Origin of the sequence: Klebsiella sp. JN_Kp127 (genome assembly GCF_040062505.1) — a bacterium.
Classification (GTDB): Bacteria; Pseudomonadota; Gammaproteobacteria; order Enterobacterales; family Enterobacteriaceae; genus Klebsiella; species Klebsiella quasipneumoniae.
Genome location: NZ_JBEAHS010000054.1, coordinates 254,847 through 273,621 on the forward strand (window position 1 = coordinate 254,847; position 18,775 = coordinate 273,621).

Sequence of the window (18,775 nt, forward strand, 5' to 3'; positions counted from 1 at the left end):
CCTAATAATCAGGAAAGCCTCACGCAGTGGTTAAATGCAGGCAGACATCCGGGCCAACCTGACGTATCTCATTGAATTTGAAATGGGGCGCCTGGCTCAGTTCTTCAAGCCCCGGCAGCGCGCATAATCCACGCGCCGCATTGCCTAACAGTTTAGGCGCAATATAGACGATAAGCTCGTCGACCAGGCCCGCCTGCAGCAGCGCCCCGGCAAGCGTGGCCCCCGCCTCCACCCAGACGCTGTTGATCTGCTGTTTGCCGAGCAGCATCATCAGCAGCACCAGATCGAGATGGCCGTTATGTTCCGGAACCAGCAGCGTGCGCACGCTGTCCGGCCACTGGCGCTCATCGGCGCTCAGGCGGGCAAACAGCGTTTCCCCCGCCTGCTGCACAATACGATGCTCAGGCGTGACGCGGTTCTGGCTGTCGATAACGACGCGCAGCGGCTGGCGCAAATTCTCTTCGGGATACAGCGCCTGGGTATCGGCGCTCAGCTCCTGCCAGCGCACGGTCAGCGCCGGATCGTCCGCCAGCACGGTGGCGCTGCTGGTCAGGATAGCATGGCTCTGGGCGCGCAGACGCTGCACGTCGCGTCGCGCCTGCGGGGAGGTGATCCACTGGCTTTCGCCGCTGGCCATCGCCGTGCGGCCGTCCAGCGAGGCGCCCAGCTTGAGCTGGACCCAGGGAAAACCGGTGCGCATCCGCTTCAGGAAGCCCTTATTCAGCGCTTCCGCCTCGTTCATCATCAGCCCGTGGCTGACGTCAATACCGGCCTGCTGCAGACGGTACAGGCCGCGCCCCGCCACCTGCGGGTTCGGATCCTGCATCGCGGCGACCACGCGGCTGACGCCGGCGGCAATCAGGGCGTCGCAGCACGGCGGCGTACGACCGTGGTGGCTGCAGGGCTCGAGGGTGACGTAGGCGGTGGCGCCGCGCGCCTTTTCCCCGGCCATCCGCAGGGCGTGCACTTCGGCATGCGGCTCGCCGGCGCGATAGTGGAACCCTTCGCCGACGATCTCGCCGTCTTTAACAATGACGCAGCCAACGTTAGGGTTAGGATGGGTGGTAAAGCGACCGCGGGCGGCGAGCTTGAGCGCACGCGCCATGTACATTTCGTCCTGCATGGCTTAGTCCTGTAAGCGGGCGATCTCTTCGCCGAATTCTTTGATATCTTCGAAGCTGCGATAGACCGACGCGAAGCGAATATAGGCGACTTTATCCAGTTTTTTCAGCTGCTCCATCACCAGGTTGCCGATCATTTTGCTGGCCACTTCGCGCTCGCCGGTGCCGCGCAGATGGGTTTTGATATGGTTGACCGCCATTTCGACGTCATCGGCGCTGACCGGACGTTTCTCCAGCGCTTTCAGCATCCCACTGCGCAGCTTGTCTTCGTTGAAGGGTTCACGCACATCGTTACTCTTCACCACCCGCGGCATGACCAGCTCCGCCACTTCGAAGGTGGTAAAGCGCTCATTACAGACCAGACACTGCCGACGGCGACGCACGGAAGAGCCTTCCCCTACCAGACGAGAGTCGATCACTTTGGTATCCACGGCGAAACAGAAAGGGCAATGCATAGCGCGTCCTGACAGGTAGTTAAACTGAAGGGTAGTTTACCGCGAAGTGACCTGACTACAAAGAAAGAGCTTTTGAGACAAAGGATCTATGGGAGAGTCAGGCGGTTTGGCTACCATTAAGCATCCTCTGCAAACGGAATCCTGACCATGACAAGACGTTACCTGAAACTCGCCATCGCGGGCAGCCTGTTTACCCTGACCGCCTGCGCCCAGCAAAGCGAAATCCGCCAGATGCACCAGAGCGTGAGTACGCTGAGCCAGGAGATGACCCAGCTCAATCAGCAAACGATCAAAATTACCCAGCAAAACGCGCTGAACGCGAAATCCACCCGCGGCGTCTATCTGCTGCCGGAGGCGAAAACCCCGGCGCGGCTGGAGAGCCAGATCGGCACCCTGCGCATGTCGGTGGCGAGCATTACGCCGGATGGCGACGGGTCACGCCTGACCTTACGTATTCAGGGCGAATCCAACGATCCGCTGCCGGCCTTTACCGCCACCGTCGCCTCCGGACAGATCACCGGCACTACCCACAGCTACCAGGAAGTGAATGTTCAGGATCAATTGATCAGCGCCCCGGCCAGCATTCTCGCCCCCAGCGATGTCGATATCCCGCTGCGCCTGAACGTGACGCCGGACAAAGTCGGTTTTATTCGCGTCCACGATATCCAGCCCGCCGCCGCGCAGTAAGCCTTGCCGCCGGGCTTCCCCCTGCCCGGCGACGCCCTGTCCCGTTATTCTTATCCACTTACAACTTTTCGCAAGAGTTCATTAGAAATCGTTCTGCATCGCGATTTTCAGTAGCATTTTGTCAAGAAATGCATAGAATCGTGAACGCAATCGATTACGCATGTTCTGGTTATGTGAAACAACACGTATTTTTGTGAGCAATGATTCCTATAATAGACCCCCACAGAAACACGAAATATTTAGAAACGCTTCGGCACTTCTTTTAACGCCTTCAGGCTCAATTTAAACAGTGGCATTACTATGAAAAAAACATTACTGGCAGCGGGTGCGGTTGTGGCGCTCTCCACTTCTTTTACCGCGGGCGCGGCAGAAAACGACAAACCGCAGTATCTGTCTGACTGGTGGCACCAGAGTGTTAACGTGGTGGGCAGCTACCACACCCGTTTTGGACCGCAGATCCGTAACGATACCTACCTGGAATACGAAGCGTTCGCCAAAAAAGACTGGTTTGATTTCTACGGTTATATCGATGCCCCGGTATTCTTCGGCGGCAACAGCACGGCAAAAGGTATCTGGAACAACGGCTCCCCGCTGTTTATGGAGATCGAACCGCGCTTCTCTATCGATAAGCTGACCAACACCGACCTGAGCTTCGGGCCGTTCAAAGAGTGGTATTTCGCGAACAACTATATCTACGATATGGGCCGCAATGACTCCCAGGAGCAGAGCACCTGGTATATGGGTCTGGGTACCGATATCGACACCGGCCTGCCGATGAGCCTGTCGCTGAACGTCTACGCCAAATACCAGTGGCAGAACTACGGCGCGTCCAACGAAAACGAGTGGGACGGCTACCGCTTCAAAGTGAAATACTTTGTGCCGCTGACCGACCTGTGGGGCGGTTCGCTGAGCTACATCGGCTTCACCAACTTCGACTGGGGCTCTGACCTCGGCGATGACAACTTCTACGATCTGAACGGGAAGCACGCGCGCACCAGCAACTCCATCGCCTCCAGCCATATCCTGGCGCTGAACTACGCGCACTGGCACTACTCGGTGGTGGCCCGTTACTTCCATAACGGCGGCCAGTGGGCTGACGATGCCAAGCTGAACTTCGGCGATGGCGATTTCAGCGTCCGCTCAACCGGTTGGGGTGGTTACTTTGTGGTTGGTTACAACTTCTGATTGCTGAAACGGCAGGACAGCGCCCGGGCCTCCCGGGCGTTTTTATTTCTCCCACACGTCGCAGCGGACCTTGCGCAGAAAATCGCTTAACGAGCGGTCGGCGCACTCGCTGAATCGACGCTCGGTCGCCCTGACCGCCAGACAGCGGTCGAGGCGAAAGTTGCGATAATCATTGCGCAGCTCGCACCAGGCCACCAGCAGCCAGCGCTCCCCCCAGAAAAACAGCCCCAGCGGCAGCACGTCGCGCTCGGTCACCCGACCGGACTCATCCTGATAGCGCAGCGCCAGCACCTGCTGGCCGGAGACCGCCAGATGAATGACGTCAAAGAAGGTTTTGGCATAGCGATGGGCGCCGAGATCGGGGGCAAACAGGCGGGTCTGCTCCGCCTGGCGCCGGCGCGCCTCTGGCAGGATCGCCAGCATCTTCTCCTGGGCAGACTCCAGCGATTGCGACAGCGCCTCGCCGCCCCAGGTTTTCAGCAGCCGGATCGCGGCGATCAGCGCTTCGGATTCTTTGGTGGTCAGCATTAGCGGCGGCAGATCGTAGCCCGCCAGCAGGCGATAACCACTCCCCGCCTCGCCCTCCACCGGCACGCCGGAGAGGGAGAGATCGCGAATATCGCGATACACGGTGCGCTCCGACACGCCCAGCCGCTCCGCCAGCAGCGCGGCGGTGGTGAGCCGCCTGCCGCGCAGGATCTGCACAATCTGAAATAAACGGTCGGCGCGTCGGGTCATGTCTCACTTCACAAAAAGTTCAGGTTAAGCCGGTTGGTGCAGGCCGACGCGGTTGCCCTCACTGTCAGTAAACAGCGCGATGGTGCCAATATCATTCGGCAGCGTCAGCGGCCCGAAAACACATGCCCCACCCGCCGAGGCAACGCGGTCGAGGGTGGCGGCAAGATGGTCTGTATGCAGGTAAATAATAGCGCCCTGCGCAGAGGGCGCGATACCCTCAAATTTGGCCAGCGCGCCGCCGGGGGCCGGATCCTGATGCGGGAACACCGCCAGCTCGGCGCAGTCCATGGTTTCGCGACGCAGCGTCACCTGCATCACCGGCTCATAAAACGCGACGGCGCGATCCATATCGGCGACCGGAATTTCAAACCAGTTAATCACGTTATTCATACTTCCTCCTGCTCGTTAGTGAGTTCAGAAGGAGTGTATGGGAGGGCTCCTGACAGCATACTGTCAGCAGGTTTTGTCGCGGGCAAAAAAAATCCCGGCGCCTGGCCGGGATTGCGTTATTTCAACTGAACTGTATTACGGCAGAATAGACGGCTGGTCCGCCCCTTCTTTTTCGACCTTCTGCTGCAGCAGATGCTCGCGCTTCATGCCCAGCTTCAACGCCAGCGCGGAGGCGACGTAGATAGAAGAAGCCGTACCGATGGAGACACCGATCAGCATGGTCAGCGAGAAGCCTTCCAGAATCGGGCCGCCGAACAGGAACAGCATCAGGATCACCATCAGGGTGGTCCCGGAGGTGATCAAGGTACGGTGCAGCGTCTGGGTCAACGACACGTTGAAGATCTCGTACGGCGTACCGCGGCGGATCTTACGGAAGTTTTCACGGATACGGTCCGATACCACGATACTGTCGTTCAGCGAGTAGCCGATAACCGACATCAACGAGGCCACAATGGTCAGGTCGATCTCGATATGGAATAGCGACAGCACCCCCATGGTGATCACCACGTCGTGCGCCAGGGCGATAACCACCCCCGCCGCCAGACGCCATTCGAAGCGGAAGCCGACGTAGATCAGGATACAGACCAGCGCGGCAATCAGCGCCAGGGCGCCGGTTTGCGCAAGGTCCGCGCCGACGCTCGGGCCGACAAACTCAATACGCTTCACCGCCGCGTTCTGGCTGGTCGATTCGTTAATCACCGTCACGACCTTGCTGCCCAGCTCCTGGCTGACGTTGGCGTCATGCACCGGCGGCATACGTACCATGATGTCGCGGCTGCTGCCAAAGTTCTGCACCTGCGGCTCTTCAAAGCCCGCTTTCTGCAGGGAATCGCGCATCTGGTCCAGATCGACCGGCTTCTCAAGGGTAATTTCGATCACCGTACCGCCGGTGAAATCGAGACCCCAGTTAAAGCCGCGGACGCCGATGATGGCGATCGACACAATCAGCAGAATGCCTGAAATGCCGAAGGCCCAGTAGTCCCAGCGCATAAAGTCCCAGACTTTACGGCCGTGGTTCAATTGTTCAACAGTATATTCCTGTGCCACAACGCACTCCTCAGATAGACAGCTTTTTAACGCGCTTGCCGCCGTACAGCAGGTTCACGATGGCACGGGTGCCGACGATAGCGGTAAACATTGAGGTCGCGATACCGATACCGGTGGTAATCGCAAACCCTTTAATGGCACCGGTACCGACCGCGTACAGGATGATCACTTTGATAAGCGTCGTCACGTTGGCGTCGAAGATCGAGCTGAACGCGCCGCGATAACCTTCGTCAATCGCCTGCTGAACGGTACGCCCGTTGCTCAGCTCTTCTTTGATACGCTCGTTGATCAGAACGTTAGCATCGACCGCCACCGCAAGGGTTAACACGATACCCGCGATGCCCGGCATGGTCAGCGTCGCCCCCGGGATCAGGGACATAATGCCGACAATCAGTACCAGGTTGGCAATCAGCGCCGAGGTCGCAATCAGACCGAACTTCTTATAGAAGAGGATCATGAACAGGATTGAGACCACCAGACCGGCCAGACAGGCTTCCAGACCCTGCTTGATGTTCTGCATGCCAAGGGTTGGGCCGATAGTCCGCTCTTCGACGATCTGAATCGGCGCAATCAACGCGCCGGCACGCAGCAGCAGCGACAGCTGGCGAGCTTCGTTCGGGTTGCTGATACCGGTAATACGGAAGCTGTTGCCCAAGCGCGACTGGATGTTGGCGATGTTAATCACCTCTTCCTCTTTCGCCAGGATAGCGCGACCGTTGGCGTCTTTCTTACCGCTGTCTTTATACTCCACGAACAGGGTCGCCATCGGCTTGCCGATGTTGTCCTTGGTGAAGTTGGACATGATGTTGCCGCCCGCGCTGTCCAGCGAGATGTTGACCTGCGGCTGGTTGTACTCATCCATGCTGGAGGTCGAGTCGGTGATATGGTCACCGGTCAGGATCACCCGCTTGTACAGCACCACCGGCTGGCCTTCACGCGTCTCTTTCACTTCCGAGTCGCCCGGCACGCGGCCAGAGGCGGCGGCGGACTGGTCCACGTTGGTATTGACCAGACGGAACTCGAGGGTCGCGGTCGCGCCAAGGATCTCCTTCGCCCGCGCGGTATCCTGGATACCCGGCAGCTCAACCACGATGCGGTCAGCGCCCTGACGCTGAACCAGCGGTTCGGCGACGCCCAGCTGGTTCACACGGTTACGCAGAATGTTAATGTTCTGCTGGACCGCATACTCACGAGCTTCTTTCAGGCGCTCATCGGTCATCACCGCTTTCAGGCTGTTGTCACCCTGAGAGGAGATCACCAGATCGCGATGGCGAGGGCTGAGATAAGAGATAGCCTGGTCGCGCGCCGCGCTGTCGCGGAAGACGATGCTCAGACCATAGTTGTCTTCCTTGCGCACGGTCGCGTAAGGAATGCCTTTGTCGCGCAGCTCGCTGCGCAGGCTATCGATGTTCTGTTCCTGCAGTTTGCCTAACGCGGTGTCCATGTCGACTTCCATCAGGAAGTGCACGCCGCCGCGCAGATCAAGACCCAGCTTCATCGGCTCGGCATAGAGTGCCGCCAGCCAGCGTGGGGTTGCCGGAGCAAGGTTTAGCGCCACGACGTATTTGTCACCCAACACGGTAAGCAGCGCTTCACGCGCGCGCAGCTGGGTATCAGTGGTGTCGAAGCGCGCAAGAATAGCGCCCTCTTCCAGTGCCACAGACTTCGCGGTAATTTTTTCTTCTTGTAAAGTTTTCTGGACCTGGATCAGCGTTTGCTCACTGGCGGCGACGCCGCGCGCGCCAGTGATTTGAACAGCCGGATCCTCACCATACAGGTTGGGAAGCGCATAGATCAGGCCGACGACAATGACGACGACCAGCATGACATACTTCCACAAAGGATAACGGTTTAACACGGCAGTTCCCTTTGGGAAAAGTTAGATTACAGCGCCTTCATGGTGCCTTTCGGCAGAACGGCAGCAACGAAGTCACGTTTGATAACCACTTCAGTGGTATCGTTCAGCGCGATAGCAATGTAGCCAGTTTCCGCTACTTTGGTCACGCGACCGACCAGACCGCCGTTGGTCAGCACTTCATCACCTTTGGCGATGGAGTTCATCAGGTTCTTATGTTCCTTGGTGCGCTTCTGCTGTGGACGCAGGATCATGAAGTAAAAAATCAGACCGAACACCACCAGCATCAGAATCAGAGACATCGGGCTGCCCTGCGCCGGTGCACCCGTTGCCGCTACCGCATCAGAAATAAAAAAGCTCATTGAAATTCCCTCATTATTAAAATTAATCAACGTTCAAAGGAGGCACGGTGCGCCCCTGACGTTGGTAAAAATCGGTCACGAAGCTCTCTAATTTACCCTCTTCGATAGCCTTGCGTAAACCAGCCATTAAACGCTGATAGTAGCGCAGGTTATGAATGGTATTGAGACGCGCGCCCAATATTTCGTTGCAACGGTCAAGGTGATGCAAGTAAGCGCGTGAATAATTGCGACATGTATAGCAATCACACTCGGCGTCCAGCGGCGCGGTATCGCTTTTGTGCTTCGCGTTGCGGATTTTCACCACGCCGTCGGTGACGAACAGGTGGCCGTTACGCGCGTTGCGCGTCGGCATGACGCAGTCGAACATATCGATACCGCGACGTACCCCTTCCACCAGATCTTCCGGCTTCCCGACGCCCATCAGGTATCGTGGTTTATCGGCCGGGATCTGCGGGCAGACGTGCTCCAGAATACGGTGCATGTCTTCCTTCGGCTCGCCGACCGCCAAACCGCCGACAGCGTAGCCATCAAAGCCAATCTCTACCAGACCTTTCACCGAGATATCACGTAAATCTTCGTAAACGCTGCCCTGAATGATGCCGAACAGCGCATTTTTATTGCCAAGGCTATCGAAACGGTCGCGGCTGCGCTTCGCCCAGCGCAGAGACATCTCCATCGAGCGCTTGGCGTAATCCCAGTCCGCCGGGTACGGCGTACATTCGTCGAAGATCATCACGATGTCGGAACCGAGATCGTACTGAATCTCCATGGATTTTTCCGGATCGAGGAAAATCGGATCGCCGTTGATCGGGTTACGGAAGTGGACGCCCTGCTCGGTGATCTTACGGATATCGCCAAGGCTGAACACCTGGAAGCCGCCGGAGTCGGTCAGGATCGGTCCTTTCCACTGCATAAAATCGTGCAGATCGCCGTGCAGCTTCATGATCTCCTGACCCGGGCGCAGCCACAGGTGGAAGGTGTTGCCGAGAATAATCTGCGCGCCGGTGGCTTCCACCTCTTCCGGCGTCATCCCTTTGACGGTGCCGTAGGTGCCAACGGGCATAAAGGCCGGTGTTTCCACCACGCCGCGCTCAAACACCAGGCGACCGCGGCGGGCGCGACCGTCGGTGGTATCCAGTTCAAATTTCATGCTTGCTCCTGCGTCAGAAAAACAGTCCGACGTTTTGATACTCGCCACGGAATGATTCCGTGGCTAAAAATGCGTCATGGCGTGCCAAAAGCCGGCGGGCCGGCCTTTTCAGGGACGCTCAGAAATAGCCTGCGGATTGTACGTGATAAACATCGCATCCCCGTAGCTAAAAAAGCGATATTTCTGCTCCACCGCTACCTTATAGGCGTTCATGGTGTGCTGATAACCCGCAAACGCCGACACCAGCATAATCAGTGTGGATTCAGGGAGATGGAAGTTGGTCACCAGCGCATCGATCACCTGGTACTGATAACCCGGATAGATGAAAATCTGCGTATCGTCGAAGAACGGCGCGATCAGGGCGTCTTTCGCCGCCTGCGCCGCGCTCTCCAGCGAGCGTACCGAGGTGGTGCCCACCGCGATCACGCGATTGCCGCGCGCTTTCGCCGCCAGCACCGCATCGACCACCTCCTGCGGCACTTCCGCATATTCTGAGTGCATAGTGTGCTCTTCAATGCTGTCGACGCGCACCGGCTGGAAGGTACCCGCGCCCACGTGCAGGGTGACAAACGCCATCTCAACGCCTTTAGCGCGCAGTTTGTCCAGCAGCGGTTCGTCGAAGTGCAGACCCGCGGTCGGGGCGGCTACCGCGCCCGGCCGGGTGCCGTAGACGGTTTGATAGAGCTCGCGGTCAGCGTCTTCGTCCGGGCGATCAATGTAGGGCGGCAGCGGCATATGGCCGATCCCGTTAAGGATCTCCAGCACCGGGCGCTCGTCGTTAAATTCCACTTCAAACAGCGCGCCGTGACGCGCCAGCATGGTGGCCTGAATGCTCTCGTCGTCGCCCAGCAGCAGCTCGGCGCCCGGCTTCGGCGCTTTCGAGGCGCGAATATGGGCGAGGATGCGCTTATCATCCAGCATCCGCTCCACCAGCACTTCAATCTTGCCGCCGCTGGCCTTGCGGCCGAACAGACGCGCCGGGATCACCCGGGTGTTGTTAAACACCAGCAGATCGCCGGGATTGAGCTTATCGAGGATGTCGGTGAAGGTGCCATGCGTCAGCGCGCCCGTCGGCCCGTCCAGGGAGAGTAAGCGGCAGCTACTGCGCTCAGGCATCGGATAGTGGGCGATCAGGGATTCGGGTAGTTCAAAAGCAAAATCGGTAACGCGCATGACGATAACTCAGACTGAATAAAGAGGCGGGTAGTCTAGTGCCGGGGCGGTCTGCCTGCAACCTTTACCCCTCCGGATGAATGACATAATCTATATTCCAAATCATTCCGAATGCCGCCATGCGGCAGCCGAATGCATCACCGGTGGCAGAGGGCCGCGCGCGGCCAGACAGCACGCCATCCGGGCACCGGGGCTGCCGTTCAGGGCGACGCGCAGCGCTACACCGCTCACTCTGCCCACCAGAAAGTATTTGAAGGATGTCGTCACTATGAATTTTCTCGCCCACCTGCACCTGGCCCATCTCGCCGACAGTTCGCTGCCCGGCAATCTGATGGCCGACTTTGTGCGCGGCAACCCGCAGGGCGACTATCCGGCGGAGATTGTTGACGGCATCTATATGCATCGGCGGATTGACGTGCTGACTGACAACCTGGCGGAAGTCAAAGAGGCGCGGGAGTGGTTTCGCCCGCAGACCCGCCGCGTCGCCCCGATCACCCTCGACGTCATGTGGGATCATTTCCTGTCGCAGCACTGGGCGCAGCTCTCCCCTGACCTGCCGCTGGAGGAGTTCGTGCGCTACGCCGAGCGGCAGATCGTCCCCATCCTGCCCGACTCGCCGCCCCGCTTCGTCAATCTCAACCAATATCTCTGGTCGGAGCGCTGGCTGGAGCGCTATCAGGAGATGGATTTTATTCAGCGCGTGCTCAACGGCATGGCCAGCCGCCGCCCGCGTCTCGAGGCGCTGCGCGACTCCTGGCAGGATCTGGATACCCACTATGACCGGCTGGAGGGGCAGTTCTGGCGCTTTTATCCGCAGATGATGCGTCAGGCGAAAAACAAACAGCTGTAATCGCTGCGACATTGATAGGTAAAAGCTGGCTGAACGATTGTCGGTGCCTCTTTGTGTTATTGGCGGACAGGCTCTATACTTGCCGGCGTTGCGTTTTAAATAACCTTAGTAATTACAGGAGAATCAAATGGTTCTGGTCACTCGTCAAGCGCCGGATTTTACTGCAGCCGCTGTGCTGGGTAATGGTGAGATCGTTGAGAAATTCAATTTCAAACAGCACACCAACGGTAAACCTACCGTTCTGTTCTTCTGGCCGATGGACTTCACCTTCGTTTGCCCGTCTGAGCTGATCGCGTTCGACAAACGTTACGAAGAATTCCAGAAACGCGGCGTGGAAGTGGTTGGCGTTTCCTTCGACTCCGAGTTCGTGCACAACGCATGGCGTAACACCCCGGTAGACCAGGGCGGTATCGGCCCGGTTAAATACGCGATGGTTGCTGACATCAAACGTGAAATCCAGAAAGCTTACGGTATCGAGCATCCGGACGAAGGCGTTGCCCTGCGTGGTTCCTTCCTGATCGACGCTAACGGCGTGGTTCGCCACCAGGTGGTTAACGACCTGCCGCTGGGCCGTAACATCGACGAAATGCTGCGCATGGTTGACGCGCTGCAGTTCCACGAAGAGCACGGCGAAGTTTGCCCGGCGCAGTGGGAAAAAGGAAAAGAAGGTATGGCTGCCTCTCCGGAAGGCGTTGCAAAATACCTGACCGAAAACGTCTCCAGCCTGTAATCGGCACACGTTTTTATAAAAGGCTCGCTCAGGCGGGCCTTTTTTGTTAGCGACGTCAAAATTTAAGAAAATGACCCGGCGATATTTGTGACCAGGAATACACTTCTGCCGAAAAATTTCGCTCTGCCTCTCATTTTTTCTCTGTCAAATTTCAGCGCCAAATCTCAAGCACTCCATAACTCCCTGAAAATCATATAAATTATTTATATGATTTTCCGCCAGCACTTTGCCGTCGATGTGATCGCCATCAATATTTAAAACCGCGGATGTGATCTCATCCATCATTTTTATCAATGTATTTGGTCATGATTTTACTCAGGAACAGGAATACGTTCAGGAGAAGAGAATGGATATTATTTTTGACCCGACGTTAATCGCCCTGAAGCAGAATATTTCCCATGCGGAAGAGGCCATCGAACTGGCGGGTTCATTACTCGCCAGGCGTCAGATTTGCAGCGCCGAATATGTCAGCGAGATGCTGACGGTATACGAAGATTTTGGCGCCGCTATCGTGATAGATGACGGGATTGCCATGCCGCACGCCCGCCCGGAAAAAGGGGCATTGCAGACCGGATTTTCGCTTGTCACCACCGCCACGCCAGTGACCTTCGGCCACGATGAGTTCGATCCGGTTACCGTCGTCATCGCCATCGCCGGCGCCGATGCTGACAGTCATATCAAAATGATCCAACTGATAGCCTCGCTGATCGAGTCAGATATCGTGACCTTTCTTCAGCAGGAAACTGACGTGAATTCAATCTTACATTTCATCCAAAAACAAATGGAGTAGTCATTATGTTAGTTATCAGAACGGTTTGTGGTAACGGTATTGGCAGTTCATTGATGGCTGCGAATAATGTGAAGAAGATCTGTGAAGAATTAGGTATCAAAGCGGACGTCGCCTCGGTCGATTTTGCTAACGCCGTCGGGGAAAAAGCCGACCTTTATGTCACGATCAAAGAACTGGCAAATCAATTTCCGGCCCACTGTCATGTCGCCATTATTCGCAGCTATGTCCATAAAGCAAAAATCGCCGAGGATATTACCGACGCGCTGATGAAAATTGCTGCGACTCACTCTTAATCAGCATAGAGGGAACGACCATGCAGGCTATTCTTAGTTTCTTAACGGAAATATTCAGTCAACCCGCTTTTTTAATGGGGCTTATCGCCTTCGTTGGCTTAGTGGCGCTGCGCTCCCCCGGCAACAAACTCCTTACCGGCACATTAAAGCCGATTTTAGGCTATTTGATGTTGAGCGCTGGCGCAGGCGTTATCGTTGCCAATCTCAACCCGTTGGGCGGCATTATCGAAGCGGGATTTAATATCCGCGGCGTTATTCCGAACAATGAAGCCATTGTCTCCGTCGCCCAGAAGATGCTGGGCGTGGAAACCATGAGTATTTTGCTGTTGGGCTTTATTTTCAATCTGATCATTGCCCGCTGCACAAAATATAAATATATCTTTCTCACCGGTCATCACTCATTCTTTCTCGCCTGCCTGTTCTCCGCCGTCCTGCAGGCGGCGGAGTTCCAGGGCTGGATGTTGATCCTGATCGGCGGATTCCTGCTGGGCTCATGGTCGGCCATCTCCCCCGCCATTGGCCAGCGTTACACCAGGCAGGTGACCGAGGACGGCGGGATCGCCATGGGCCATTTCGGCTCTCTGGGCTACTACCTCTCGGCGTGGATCGCCAGCCGGACCGGTAATCCGGCAAACTCCTTCGCCGATACCGAAATCTCAGAGAAATGGGGTTTTCTGCGCGATACCACCGTCACCACCGGTATCGTGATGTTTGTTATCTACTTTATCTGCAGCGCTGTCGCCGGGTCGGCGTACCTGAGCACCATCACCGACCAGAACATGCTGATCTTCTCCGTGCTGACCGGTCTGCAGTTCGCCGTTGGCGTAGCCATTGTCTACAACGGCGTGCGCTTGATCCTGGGCGATCTGGTGCCGGCATTCCAGGGCATCAGCCAGAAACTGATCCCGGACTCCATCCCGGCCGTTGACTGCGCGGTGTTCTTCACCTTTAGCCCCACCGCGGTGGTGGTGGGATTCATCAGCTCCTTTGTGGGCGGGCTGGTCGGGATGCTCATGCTCGGCGGACTGGGCATGGCGCTGATTATTCCCGGCATGGTGCCGCACTTCTTCTGCGGCGGTACCTCCGGGGTCTTTGCCGACAAGCTGGGCGGTAAGCGCGGTTGTATCATCGCCGCCTTTATCGGCGGGATCTTCCTGGCCTTCCTGCCGGCGATGCTGCTGCCGGCGCTCGGCAACCTCGGGTTTGAAAACAGTACCTTCGCCGATTTCGACTTCGCGGTGTGGGGCATCATTATCGGTAACGCGTTTACCCAGTTTGGCCAGGTCACTATCTACCTGATTTGTCTGGCGCTGCTCGTCGCGCTGCTGGCGCCTTTCTGCTTCCGTCAGGTACGGGTGGTGGGCAACACGCTCAGCTATGAGGAGCTTATCGCCAAGCAGAAAAATGAATAAGCAAGGTCATTTTTCCCGGCGGGACGGTCAAGCTTCCCGCCGCTGACAAATAATCAGGAGTGGTTATGGCTATTTTGTCCATTGGATTTGCTTGTTTCGATCAGTTTTTCTTTCTCAATGAATGGCCCCAGGAGAATACTAAAAACTTTTGTCATGATTTTATCGAAAGCGGCGGCGGCCCGGCGGCCAATGCGGCCTGGCTGCTGGGATTATGGGGGGAGGAGGTCTATTACATCGGCCATCTGCATCAGGATCTTTACGGTCAGCGCATTATCGATGAGTTTGCCGAAGCGGGCGTGGATACCAGCCAGGTGGTTTTCTCCGATGACATGATCACCCCGCTGGCCTCGGTGCTCGTCAATCGCTTAACGGGTTCGCGGACGATTATTACCCGCAAGATGCAAACACCGCCTTCCCTGACCTACGATCAAAAGCTCAAACTGGACGACCTCGCCGAGCGGCTGATTGCCGCCGAGGAGCCAGTCACTATTTTAATTGACGGCCATGAGGCGGAAATCAGTGAATATTTAATTAAGAAACTGCCCAACGCCAGAGTCGTGATGGACGGTGGGTCACTGCGTGCCAGCAATATTAAACTGGCGGCCTGGACCGACTATTTTGTGGTGAGCGAACATTTTGCCCGCGACTATATGAGCTATCGCTCGCTGAGCACCGAAGCAGAAATTAAAGCGGCGCTGATTGAGCTGAATAAAATTTGCCGCGGCGAGGCATTTATTACCCTTGGCGAAAAAGGCTGCGCTTTTTTAAAAAGCGGTATGCTGCAGATCGTTCCTTCCTGGCTGTGCAATGCCGTGGATACCACCGGAGCCGGGGATGTATTTCACGGCGCCTTCACCTATGGCGTCCACTACTCATGGCACATAGATAATATTATTTTATTTGCCAGCCTCACCGCCGCCATTTCTATTGAGAAAAAAGGGGTACGGGAATCTATGCCGGACCTGGCGGTCGTCCACCACTCGTTAAATAGCTACGAGAGAAACTTAAAGCAATATTTTGAAGAATAACTGTATTTAATAAATATCAAGAGGTGAATATGTTAGTGTCGATGAAGGACATGCTTCAGCATGCCCTGAGGGACGGCTACGCCGTCGGTCAGTTCAACATTAATAATCTGGAGTGGGTTGGCGCCGTATTAAGCACCGCCCAGCAGTGCCGCTCACCGGTTATTTTGGGCGTGTCCGGCGGCACGGTTAAGCATATGCTCGGGTTAAAATGTATTCATGACATCGTGGTTAACGCCATGGAGTATTTACGTATTGATGTTCCGGTGGCGCTGCATCTGGATCATGGCACCACCCGGGAGGCCTGCGAAGCGGCGATCGCCGCCGGCTTCAGTTCCATTATGTTTGATGGCTCACATCTGCCGTTCAGGGAAAACCTGGCCATTACCCGCCACCTGGTGACGCTGGCGCACAGCAAAGGTATCTCCGTGGAGGCTGAACTGGGGACTATCGCCGGTAGCGAAGACGGCATTGTCAATTCCGAAGTCATCTATGCCGATCCGCAGGAGTGCTACACCCTGGTGACAGAAACCCAGGTGGACTGCCTCGCCGCCGCGCTGGGCTCCACCCATGGCCTGTATAAAGGCAAAGCCAGGCTGGGATTTAGCGAGATGAAAGCCATTGCCGAGCGGGTGAAGGTTCCGCTGGTGCTGCATGGCGGCACCGGTATTGCCGATGAGGATATGCGCCGGGCGATTGCCTGCGGCACCGCCAAGATTAACGTTAATACCGAAAATATGTACGCCTGGTGCCAGCAGGTGAAGGCGATCTTCGCTGCCGATACCGGGCACGATGTGAACGATCCGCGGAAAGTGATCGCCCAGGGGCTGCAGCCGGTACGCGAGATGATTGCCCGCCGCATGGCGCTATTTGGCTCACAGCAGCGCTATTGATGCGGGAAAGGTGGCTGAGACCTCCGCCCCTTAGCTACCGGGGCGGAGGCGTCAGGCATCAGAAGGCAAAGCAGGAGCAGCCCAGCACGCCCCAGAAGGCCTGCTCGTCGGCAACCGGGATCGACGATTTCCGCGCGATATCATGCTGATGGCCGTGAACGCCGCAGCTCCCGCAGCACTGGTGCATCTGCACGATCGCGCCGATTTTCGCGGCGGTCGGCGGAGCGGAACGGTAATGGCCCGGGACCTTCACCACCGGCGACCACTCCGGCAGCACCGGAATGGGCGGCGGCGCCAGCGGCGAGAAGTGACCGGCGGCATACACCACTTTGCCGTCAACCACCGTCAGCACCGACTCAATGCCTTTGATCTCCTCTTCCGCGACGCTGAAATAGTCCTTCGACAGCACCACCAGATCGGCAAGCTGACCGGCGGCCAGACGGCCCTTTTTCCCCTGCTCGCTGGAGAACCAGGCGCTGCCCGCCGTCCACAGCTCCAGCGCGACATCGCGCGGCAGCCGGTTGTTATCGTCATACATCGCCATCCCGCCGACGGTGCGCCCGGAGACCAGCCAGTACAGCGCGGTCCACGGGTTATAGCTGGCGACGCGGGTGGCATCGGTCCCCAACCCTACCGGTACGTCCAGCTCCAGCATCTTCGCCACCGGCGGCGTATGTTTCACCGCCTCTTTGCCGTAGCGATCGACAAAATATTCGCCCTGGAAGGCCATCCGGTGCTGCACCGCAATGCCGCCCCCCAGCGCCTTCACCCGCTCAATGTTGCGCTCGGTAATGGTCTCGGCATGGTCGAAGAACCAGTGCAGGCCATTAAACGGAATGTCGCGGTTCACCTTCTCAAACACGTCCAGCATCCGGCTGATGGACTCGTCGTAGGTGGCATGCAGGCGGAACGGCCAGCGATGTTCCACCAGGTGGCGCACCACCCGCTCCAGCTCATCCTCCATGCCTTGCGGCAGATCCGGCCGCGGCTGCAGGAAATCTTCAAAATCCGCCGCCGAAAACACCAGCATCTCGCCGGCGCCGTTGGCGCGATAGAAGTCGGTCCCCTGCCCCGGCTTCAGCATGTCGGTCCAGCGTTCGAAGTCCTCCAGCTCCTGCTGCGGCCGCTGGGTAAACAGGTTGTAGGCGATGCGCACGGTCATTTGCTCTTTCGCGTGCAGCTGTTCGATAATTTCGTAATCTTCCGGGTAGTTCTGGAAACCGCCCCCGGCGTCGATGGCGCTGGTCAGCCCCAGCCGGTTCAGCTCGCGCATAAACTGGCGGGTGGAGTTCACCTGCAGATCCAGCGGCAGCTTCGGCCCTTTGGCCAGGGTGGCATAGAGGATCATGGCGTTTGGTTTGGCGATCAGCATCCCGGTCGGGTTGCCGTGGCTATCGCGGACGATCTCGCCGCCCGCCGGATCCGGCGTCTCTTTGGTATATCCCACAGCTTTCAGCGCCGCGCGGTTCAGCAGCGCGCGATCGTAGAGATGCAGCACAAATACCGGCGTATCGGGCGCCGCGTCGTTTAGCTCTTCCAGGGTCGGCATCCGTCGTTCGGCGAACTGGAATTCGCTCCAGCCGCCGACCACCCGCACCCACTGTGGGGAGGGTGTGCGATCCGCTTGCTCCTTGAGCATTCGCAGCGCATCGGCCAGCGAGGGCACCCCCTCCCAGCGGAGCTCAAGGTTGTAGTTCAACCCACCGCGGATCAGGTGCAGGTGAGAATCGTTGAGGCCCGGGATCACCGTATGCCCTTTGAGATCGACGATCTGCGTCCCCTCGGCGGCAAAGCTCATGATCCGATCGTGGCTTCCGGTGGCAACAATTTTTCCGTCGGCGATGGCCACGGCTTCCGCCAGCGGATTCGCGCGATCGAGGGTATGAATCTGGCCGTGGGTCAGAATCAGTGTGGCAGTTTGCGACATAACGCACTCCTTGGGGAGGCTGACTCAGTTTTTCTTCAACCAGCCAGCAAACAGGCGGGTCACGATGGGCATCCAGAACCAGACCACCAGCGCAACCACGCAGGCATCATTGATCAGGTGCAGCAGCAGGCTCCCCTTCAGCGACGGCAACAGCATGCCGGTCACCGCCGGCACCAGGTTGGTGCTGGGGAAAATCACCAGCAGGGTGATCAGAAACTGTTTCCAGCGCCGCGGCTGGCGCACATTCGCCACCGGCGGGGTAAACCAGAAGGCCGGTTCGGTCCGCACCTCCGTCCGATCGCCCTCCGTCAGCAGCGGGGCAATCTCCGCCACCAGCTGACGACGGGTTTCCGACTGCGTCCAGGCGTAGAGATGCTCCAGGGTGTCGAAGCGGATAATCACGCTCCACAGATTCTGCCCTGCGGCGGGCCGGATCACATTCGCCCCGAGATGGCCGGGAAATTCAGCCGCGATGGGCATGATTTTGCCGAGCCACTCTTCGTAGCGCTGGCCGTGTTGCGGATCGAGCAGATGGCTGATGACCAGGGTCACCGATTTTTGCTGCGCCATAAAGAGTTCCTTGCTTCAGGGGAATGCCAGGATTGCTCCTGCCATTAGCGATAAATGGCTCT

General features: G+C 57.5%; 21 protein-coding genes and 1 pseudogene. 9 read left to right on the forward strand and 13 right to left on the reverse strand.

Features of this window, described 5'->3' with window-relative positions; translation table 11 throughout:
* Nucleotides 1-19: 19 nt before the first annotated feature.
* On the reverse strand, nucleotides 20-1,123 hold the full coding sequence (gene ribD, locus ABLV04_RS25295; RefSeq protein ID WP_023288596.1) for a bifunctional diaminohydroxyphosphoribosylaminopyrimidine deaminase/5-amino-6-(5-phosphoribosylamino)uracil reductase RibD: 1,104 nt from the start codon (nucleotides 1,121-1,123) through the stop codon (nucleotides 20-22).
* 3 nt (nucleotides 1,124-1,126) lie between these two features.
* Nucleotides 1,127-1,576 (reverse strand): transcriptional regulator NrdR, encoded by a 450-nt coding sequence (gene nrdR, locus ABLV04_RS25300; RefSeq protein ID WP_002890417.1) that lies wholly within the window; start codon nucleotides 1,574-1,576, stop codon nucleotides 1,127-1,129.
* Between the two features lie 147 nt (nucleotides 1,577-1,723).
* Between nrdR and ABLV04_RS25305 the strand changes: the two genes are divergently transcribed.
* Together ABLV04_RS25305 and ABLV04_RS25310 are read left to right on the forward strand one after the other, a co-directional pair.
* Nucleotides 1,724-2,263: a DUF3251 domain-containing protein gene (locus tag ABLV04_RS25305; protein WP_023288595.1), complete on the forward strand. Its 540-nt coding sequence runs from the start codon at nucleotides 1,724-1,726 to the stop codon at nucleotides 2,261-2,263.
* A 300-nt stretch (nucleotides 2,264-2,563) separates the two neighbouring features.
* Nucleotides 2,564-3,448, forward strand: coding sequence for a nucleoside-specific channel-forming protein Tsx (locus tag ABLV04_RS25310; RefSeq protein ID WP_004204836.1), 885 nt, complete (start codon nucleotides 2,564-2,566; stop codon nucleotides 3,446-3,448).
* 42 nt (nucleotides 3,449-3,490) lie between these two features.
* On the opposite strand, the gene ABLV04_RS25315 is transcribed toward ABLV04_RS25310, so the two are convergent.
* From ABLV04_RS25315 to ABLV04_RS25350, 8 genes and pseudogenes are all read right to left on the reverse strand, one after another.
* A complete protein-coding gene (locus ABLV04_RS25315; RefSeq protein WP_085551220.1) occupies nucleotides 3,491-4,186 on the reverse strand; it encodes a YafY family protein in 696 nt (231 codons plus the stop codon).
* A gap of 24 nt (nucleotides 4,187-4,210) precedes the next feature.
* Nucleotides 4,211-4,576 carry a VOC family protein gene (locus ABLV04_RS25320; protein ID WP_016160371.1) on the reverse strand — a complete coding sequence of 122 codons (366 nt, stop codon included), beginning with the start codon at nucleotides 4,574-4,576 and terminating at the stop codon, nucleotides 4,211-4,213.
* A gap of 135 nt (nucleotides 4,577-4,711) precedes the next feature.
* Nucleotides 4,712-5,683 (reverse strand): protein translocase subunit SecF, encoded by a 972-nt coding sequence (gene secF / locus ABLV04_RS25325; protein WP_064157836.1) that lies wholly within the window; start codon nucleotides 5,681-5,683, stop codon nucleotides 4,712-4,714.
* A gap of 10 nt (nucleotides 5,684-5,693) precedes the next feature.
* Nucleotides 5,694-7,541, reverse strand: coding sequence for a protein translocase subunit SecD (gene secD, locus ABLV04_RS25330; RefSeq protein WP_008805370.1), 1,848 nt, complete (start codon nucleotides 7,539-7,541; stop codon nucleotides 5,694-5,696).
* A gap of 26 nt (nucleotides 7,542-7,567) precedes the next feature.
* A complete protein-coding gene (gene yajC, locus ABLV04_RS25335; RefSeq protein ID WP_002890398.1) occupies nucleotides 7,568-7,900 on the reverse strand; it encodes a preprotein translocase subunit YajC in 333 nt (110 codons plus the stop codon).
* A 22-nt stretch (nucleotides 7,901-7,922) separates the two neighbouring features.
* Complete coding sequence (tgt, locus tag ABLV04_RS25340) at nucleotides 7,923-9,050, reverse strand: tRNA guanosine(34) transglycosylase Tgt (protein ID WP_002890395.1); 1,128 nt, start codon at nucleotides 9,048-9,050, stop codon at nucleotides 7,923-7,925.
* Nucleotides 9,051-9,158: 108 nt separating this feature from the next.
* A complete protein-coding gene (gene queA, locus ABLV04_RS25345) occupies nucleotides 9,159-10,223 on the reverse strand; it encodes a tRNA preQ1(34) S-adenosylmethionine ribosyltransferase-isomerase QueA (protein WP_004204841.1) in 1,065 nt (354 codons plus the stop codon).
* 64 nt (nucleotides 10,224-10,287) lie between these two features.
* A pseudogene (locus ABLV04_RS25350) lies at nucleotides 10,288-10,403 on the reverse strand (hypothetical protein).
* Nucleotides 10,404-10,491: 88 nt separating this feature from the next.
* Here ABLV04_RS25350 and acpH point away from each other — a divergent pair.
* Both acpH and ABLV04_RS25360 read left to right on the forward strand, forming a co-directional pair.
* Nucleotides 10,492-11,073: an ACP phosphodiesterase gene (gene acpH / locus ABLV04_RS25355; RefSeq protein ID WP_023288592.1), complete on the forward strand. Its 582-nt coding sequence runs from the start codon at nucleotides 10,492-10,494 to the stop codon at nucleotides 11,071-11,073.
* Nucleotides 11,074-11,200: 127 nt separating this feature from the next.
* A complete protein-coding gene (locus ABLV04_RS25360) occupies nucleotides 11,201-11,803 on the forward strand; it encodes a peroxiredoxin (protein ID WP_004178733.1) in 603 nt (200 codons plus the stop codon).
* Nucleotides 11,804-11,947: 144 nt separating this feature from the next.
* Here ABLV04_RS25360 and ABLV04_RS25365 read toward each other — a convergent pair whose 3' ends face one another.
* Nucleotides 11,948-12,094, reverse strand: coding sequence for a hypothetical protein (locus ABLV04_RS25365; RefSeq protein WP_171879256.1), 147 nt, complete (start codon nucleotides 12,092-12,094; stop codon nucleotides 11,948-11,950).
* A 55-nt stretch (nucleotides 12,095-12,149) separates the two neighbouring features.
* On the opposite strand from ABLV04_RS25365, the gene ABLV04_RS25370 reads away from it, so the two are divergent.
* The 5 genes from ABLV04_RS25370 (at nucleotide 12,150) to fba (ending at nucleotide 16,216) form a co-directional block, all read left to right on the forward strand.
* A complete protein-coding gene (locus tag ABLV04_RS25370) occupies nucleotides 12,150-12,593 on the forward strand; it encodes a PTS sugar transporter subunit IIA (protein WP_180266055.1) in 444 nt (147 codons plus the stop codon).
* 5 nt (nucleotides 12,594-12,598) lie between these two features.
* Nucleotides 12,599-12,886: a PTS sugar transporter subunit IIB gene (locus tag ABLV04_RS25375; protein WP_017898931.1), complete on the forward strand. Its 288-nt coding sequence runs from the start codon at nucleotides 12,599-12,601 to the stop codon at nucleotides 12,884-12,886.
* A gap of 20 nt (nucleotides 12,887-12,906) precedes the next feature.
* On the forward strand, nucleotides 12,907-14,298 hold the full coding sequence (locus tag ABLV04_RS25380) for a PTS ascorbate transporter subunit IIC (RefSeq protein WP_044521232.1): 1,392 nt from the start codon (nucleotides 12,907-12,909) through the stop codon (nucleotides 14,296-14,298).
* A 65-nt stretch (nucleotides 14,299-14,363) separates the two neighbouring features.
* On the forward strand, nucleotides 14,364-15,326 hold the full coding sequence (locus ABLV04_RS25385; RefSeq protein WP_032453579.1) for a PfkB family carbohydrate kinase: 963 nt from the start codon (nucleotides 14,364-14,366) through the stop codon (nucleotides 15,324-15,326).
* A 35-nt stretch (nucleotides 15,327-15,361) separates the two neighbouring features.
* Entirely contained in the window at nucleotides 15,362-16,216 is an 855-nt protein-coding gene (gene fba, locus ABLV04_RS25390) for a class II fructose-1,6-bisphosphate aldolase (RefSeq protein WP_162923956.1), read from the forward strand.
* Between the two features lie 58 nt (nucleotides 16,217-16,274).
* Here the strand turns inward: fba and ABLV04_RS25395 are convergent, their stop codons facing one another.
* Nucleotides 16,275-18,143, reverse strand: coding sequence for an amidohydrolase (locus ABLV04_RS25395; protein ID WP_147733604.1), 1,869 nt, complete (start codon nucleotides 18,141-18,143; stop codon nucleotides 16,275-16,277).
* A gap of 24 nt (nucleotides 18,144-18,167) precedes the next feature.
* Nucleotides 18,168-18,713, reverse strand: a complete 546-nt coding sequence (locus ABLV04_RS25400; protein WP_023288586.1) for an antibiotic biosynthesis monooxygenase — start codon at nucleotides 18,711-18,713, stop codon at nucleotides 18,168-18,170.
* Nucleotides 18,714-18,775 lie beyond the last annotated feature (62 nt).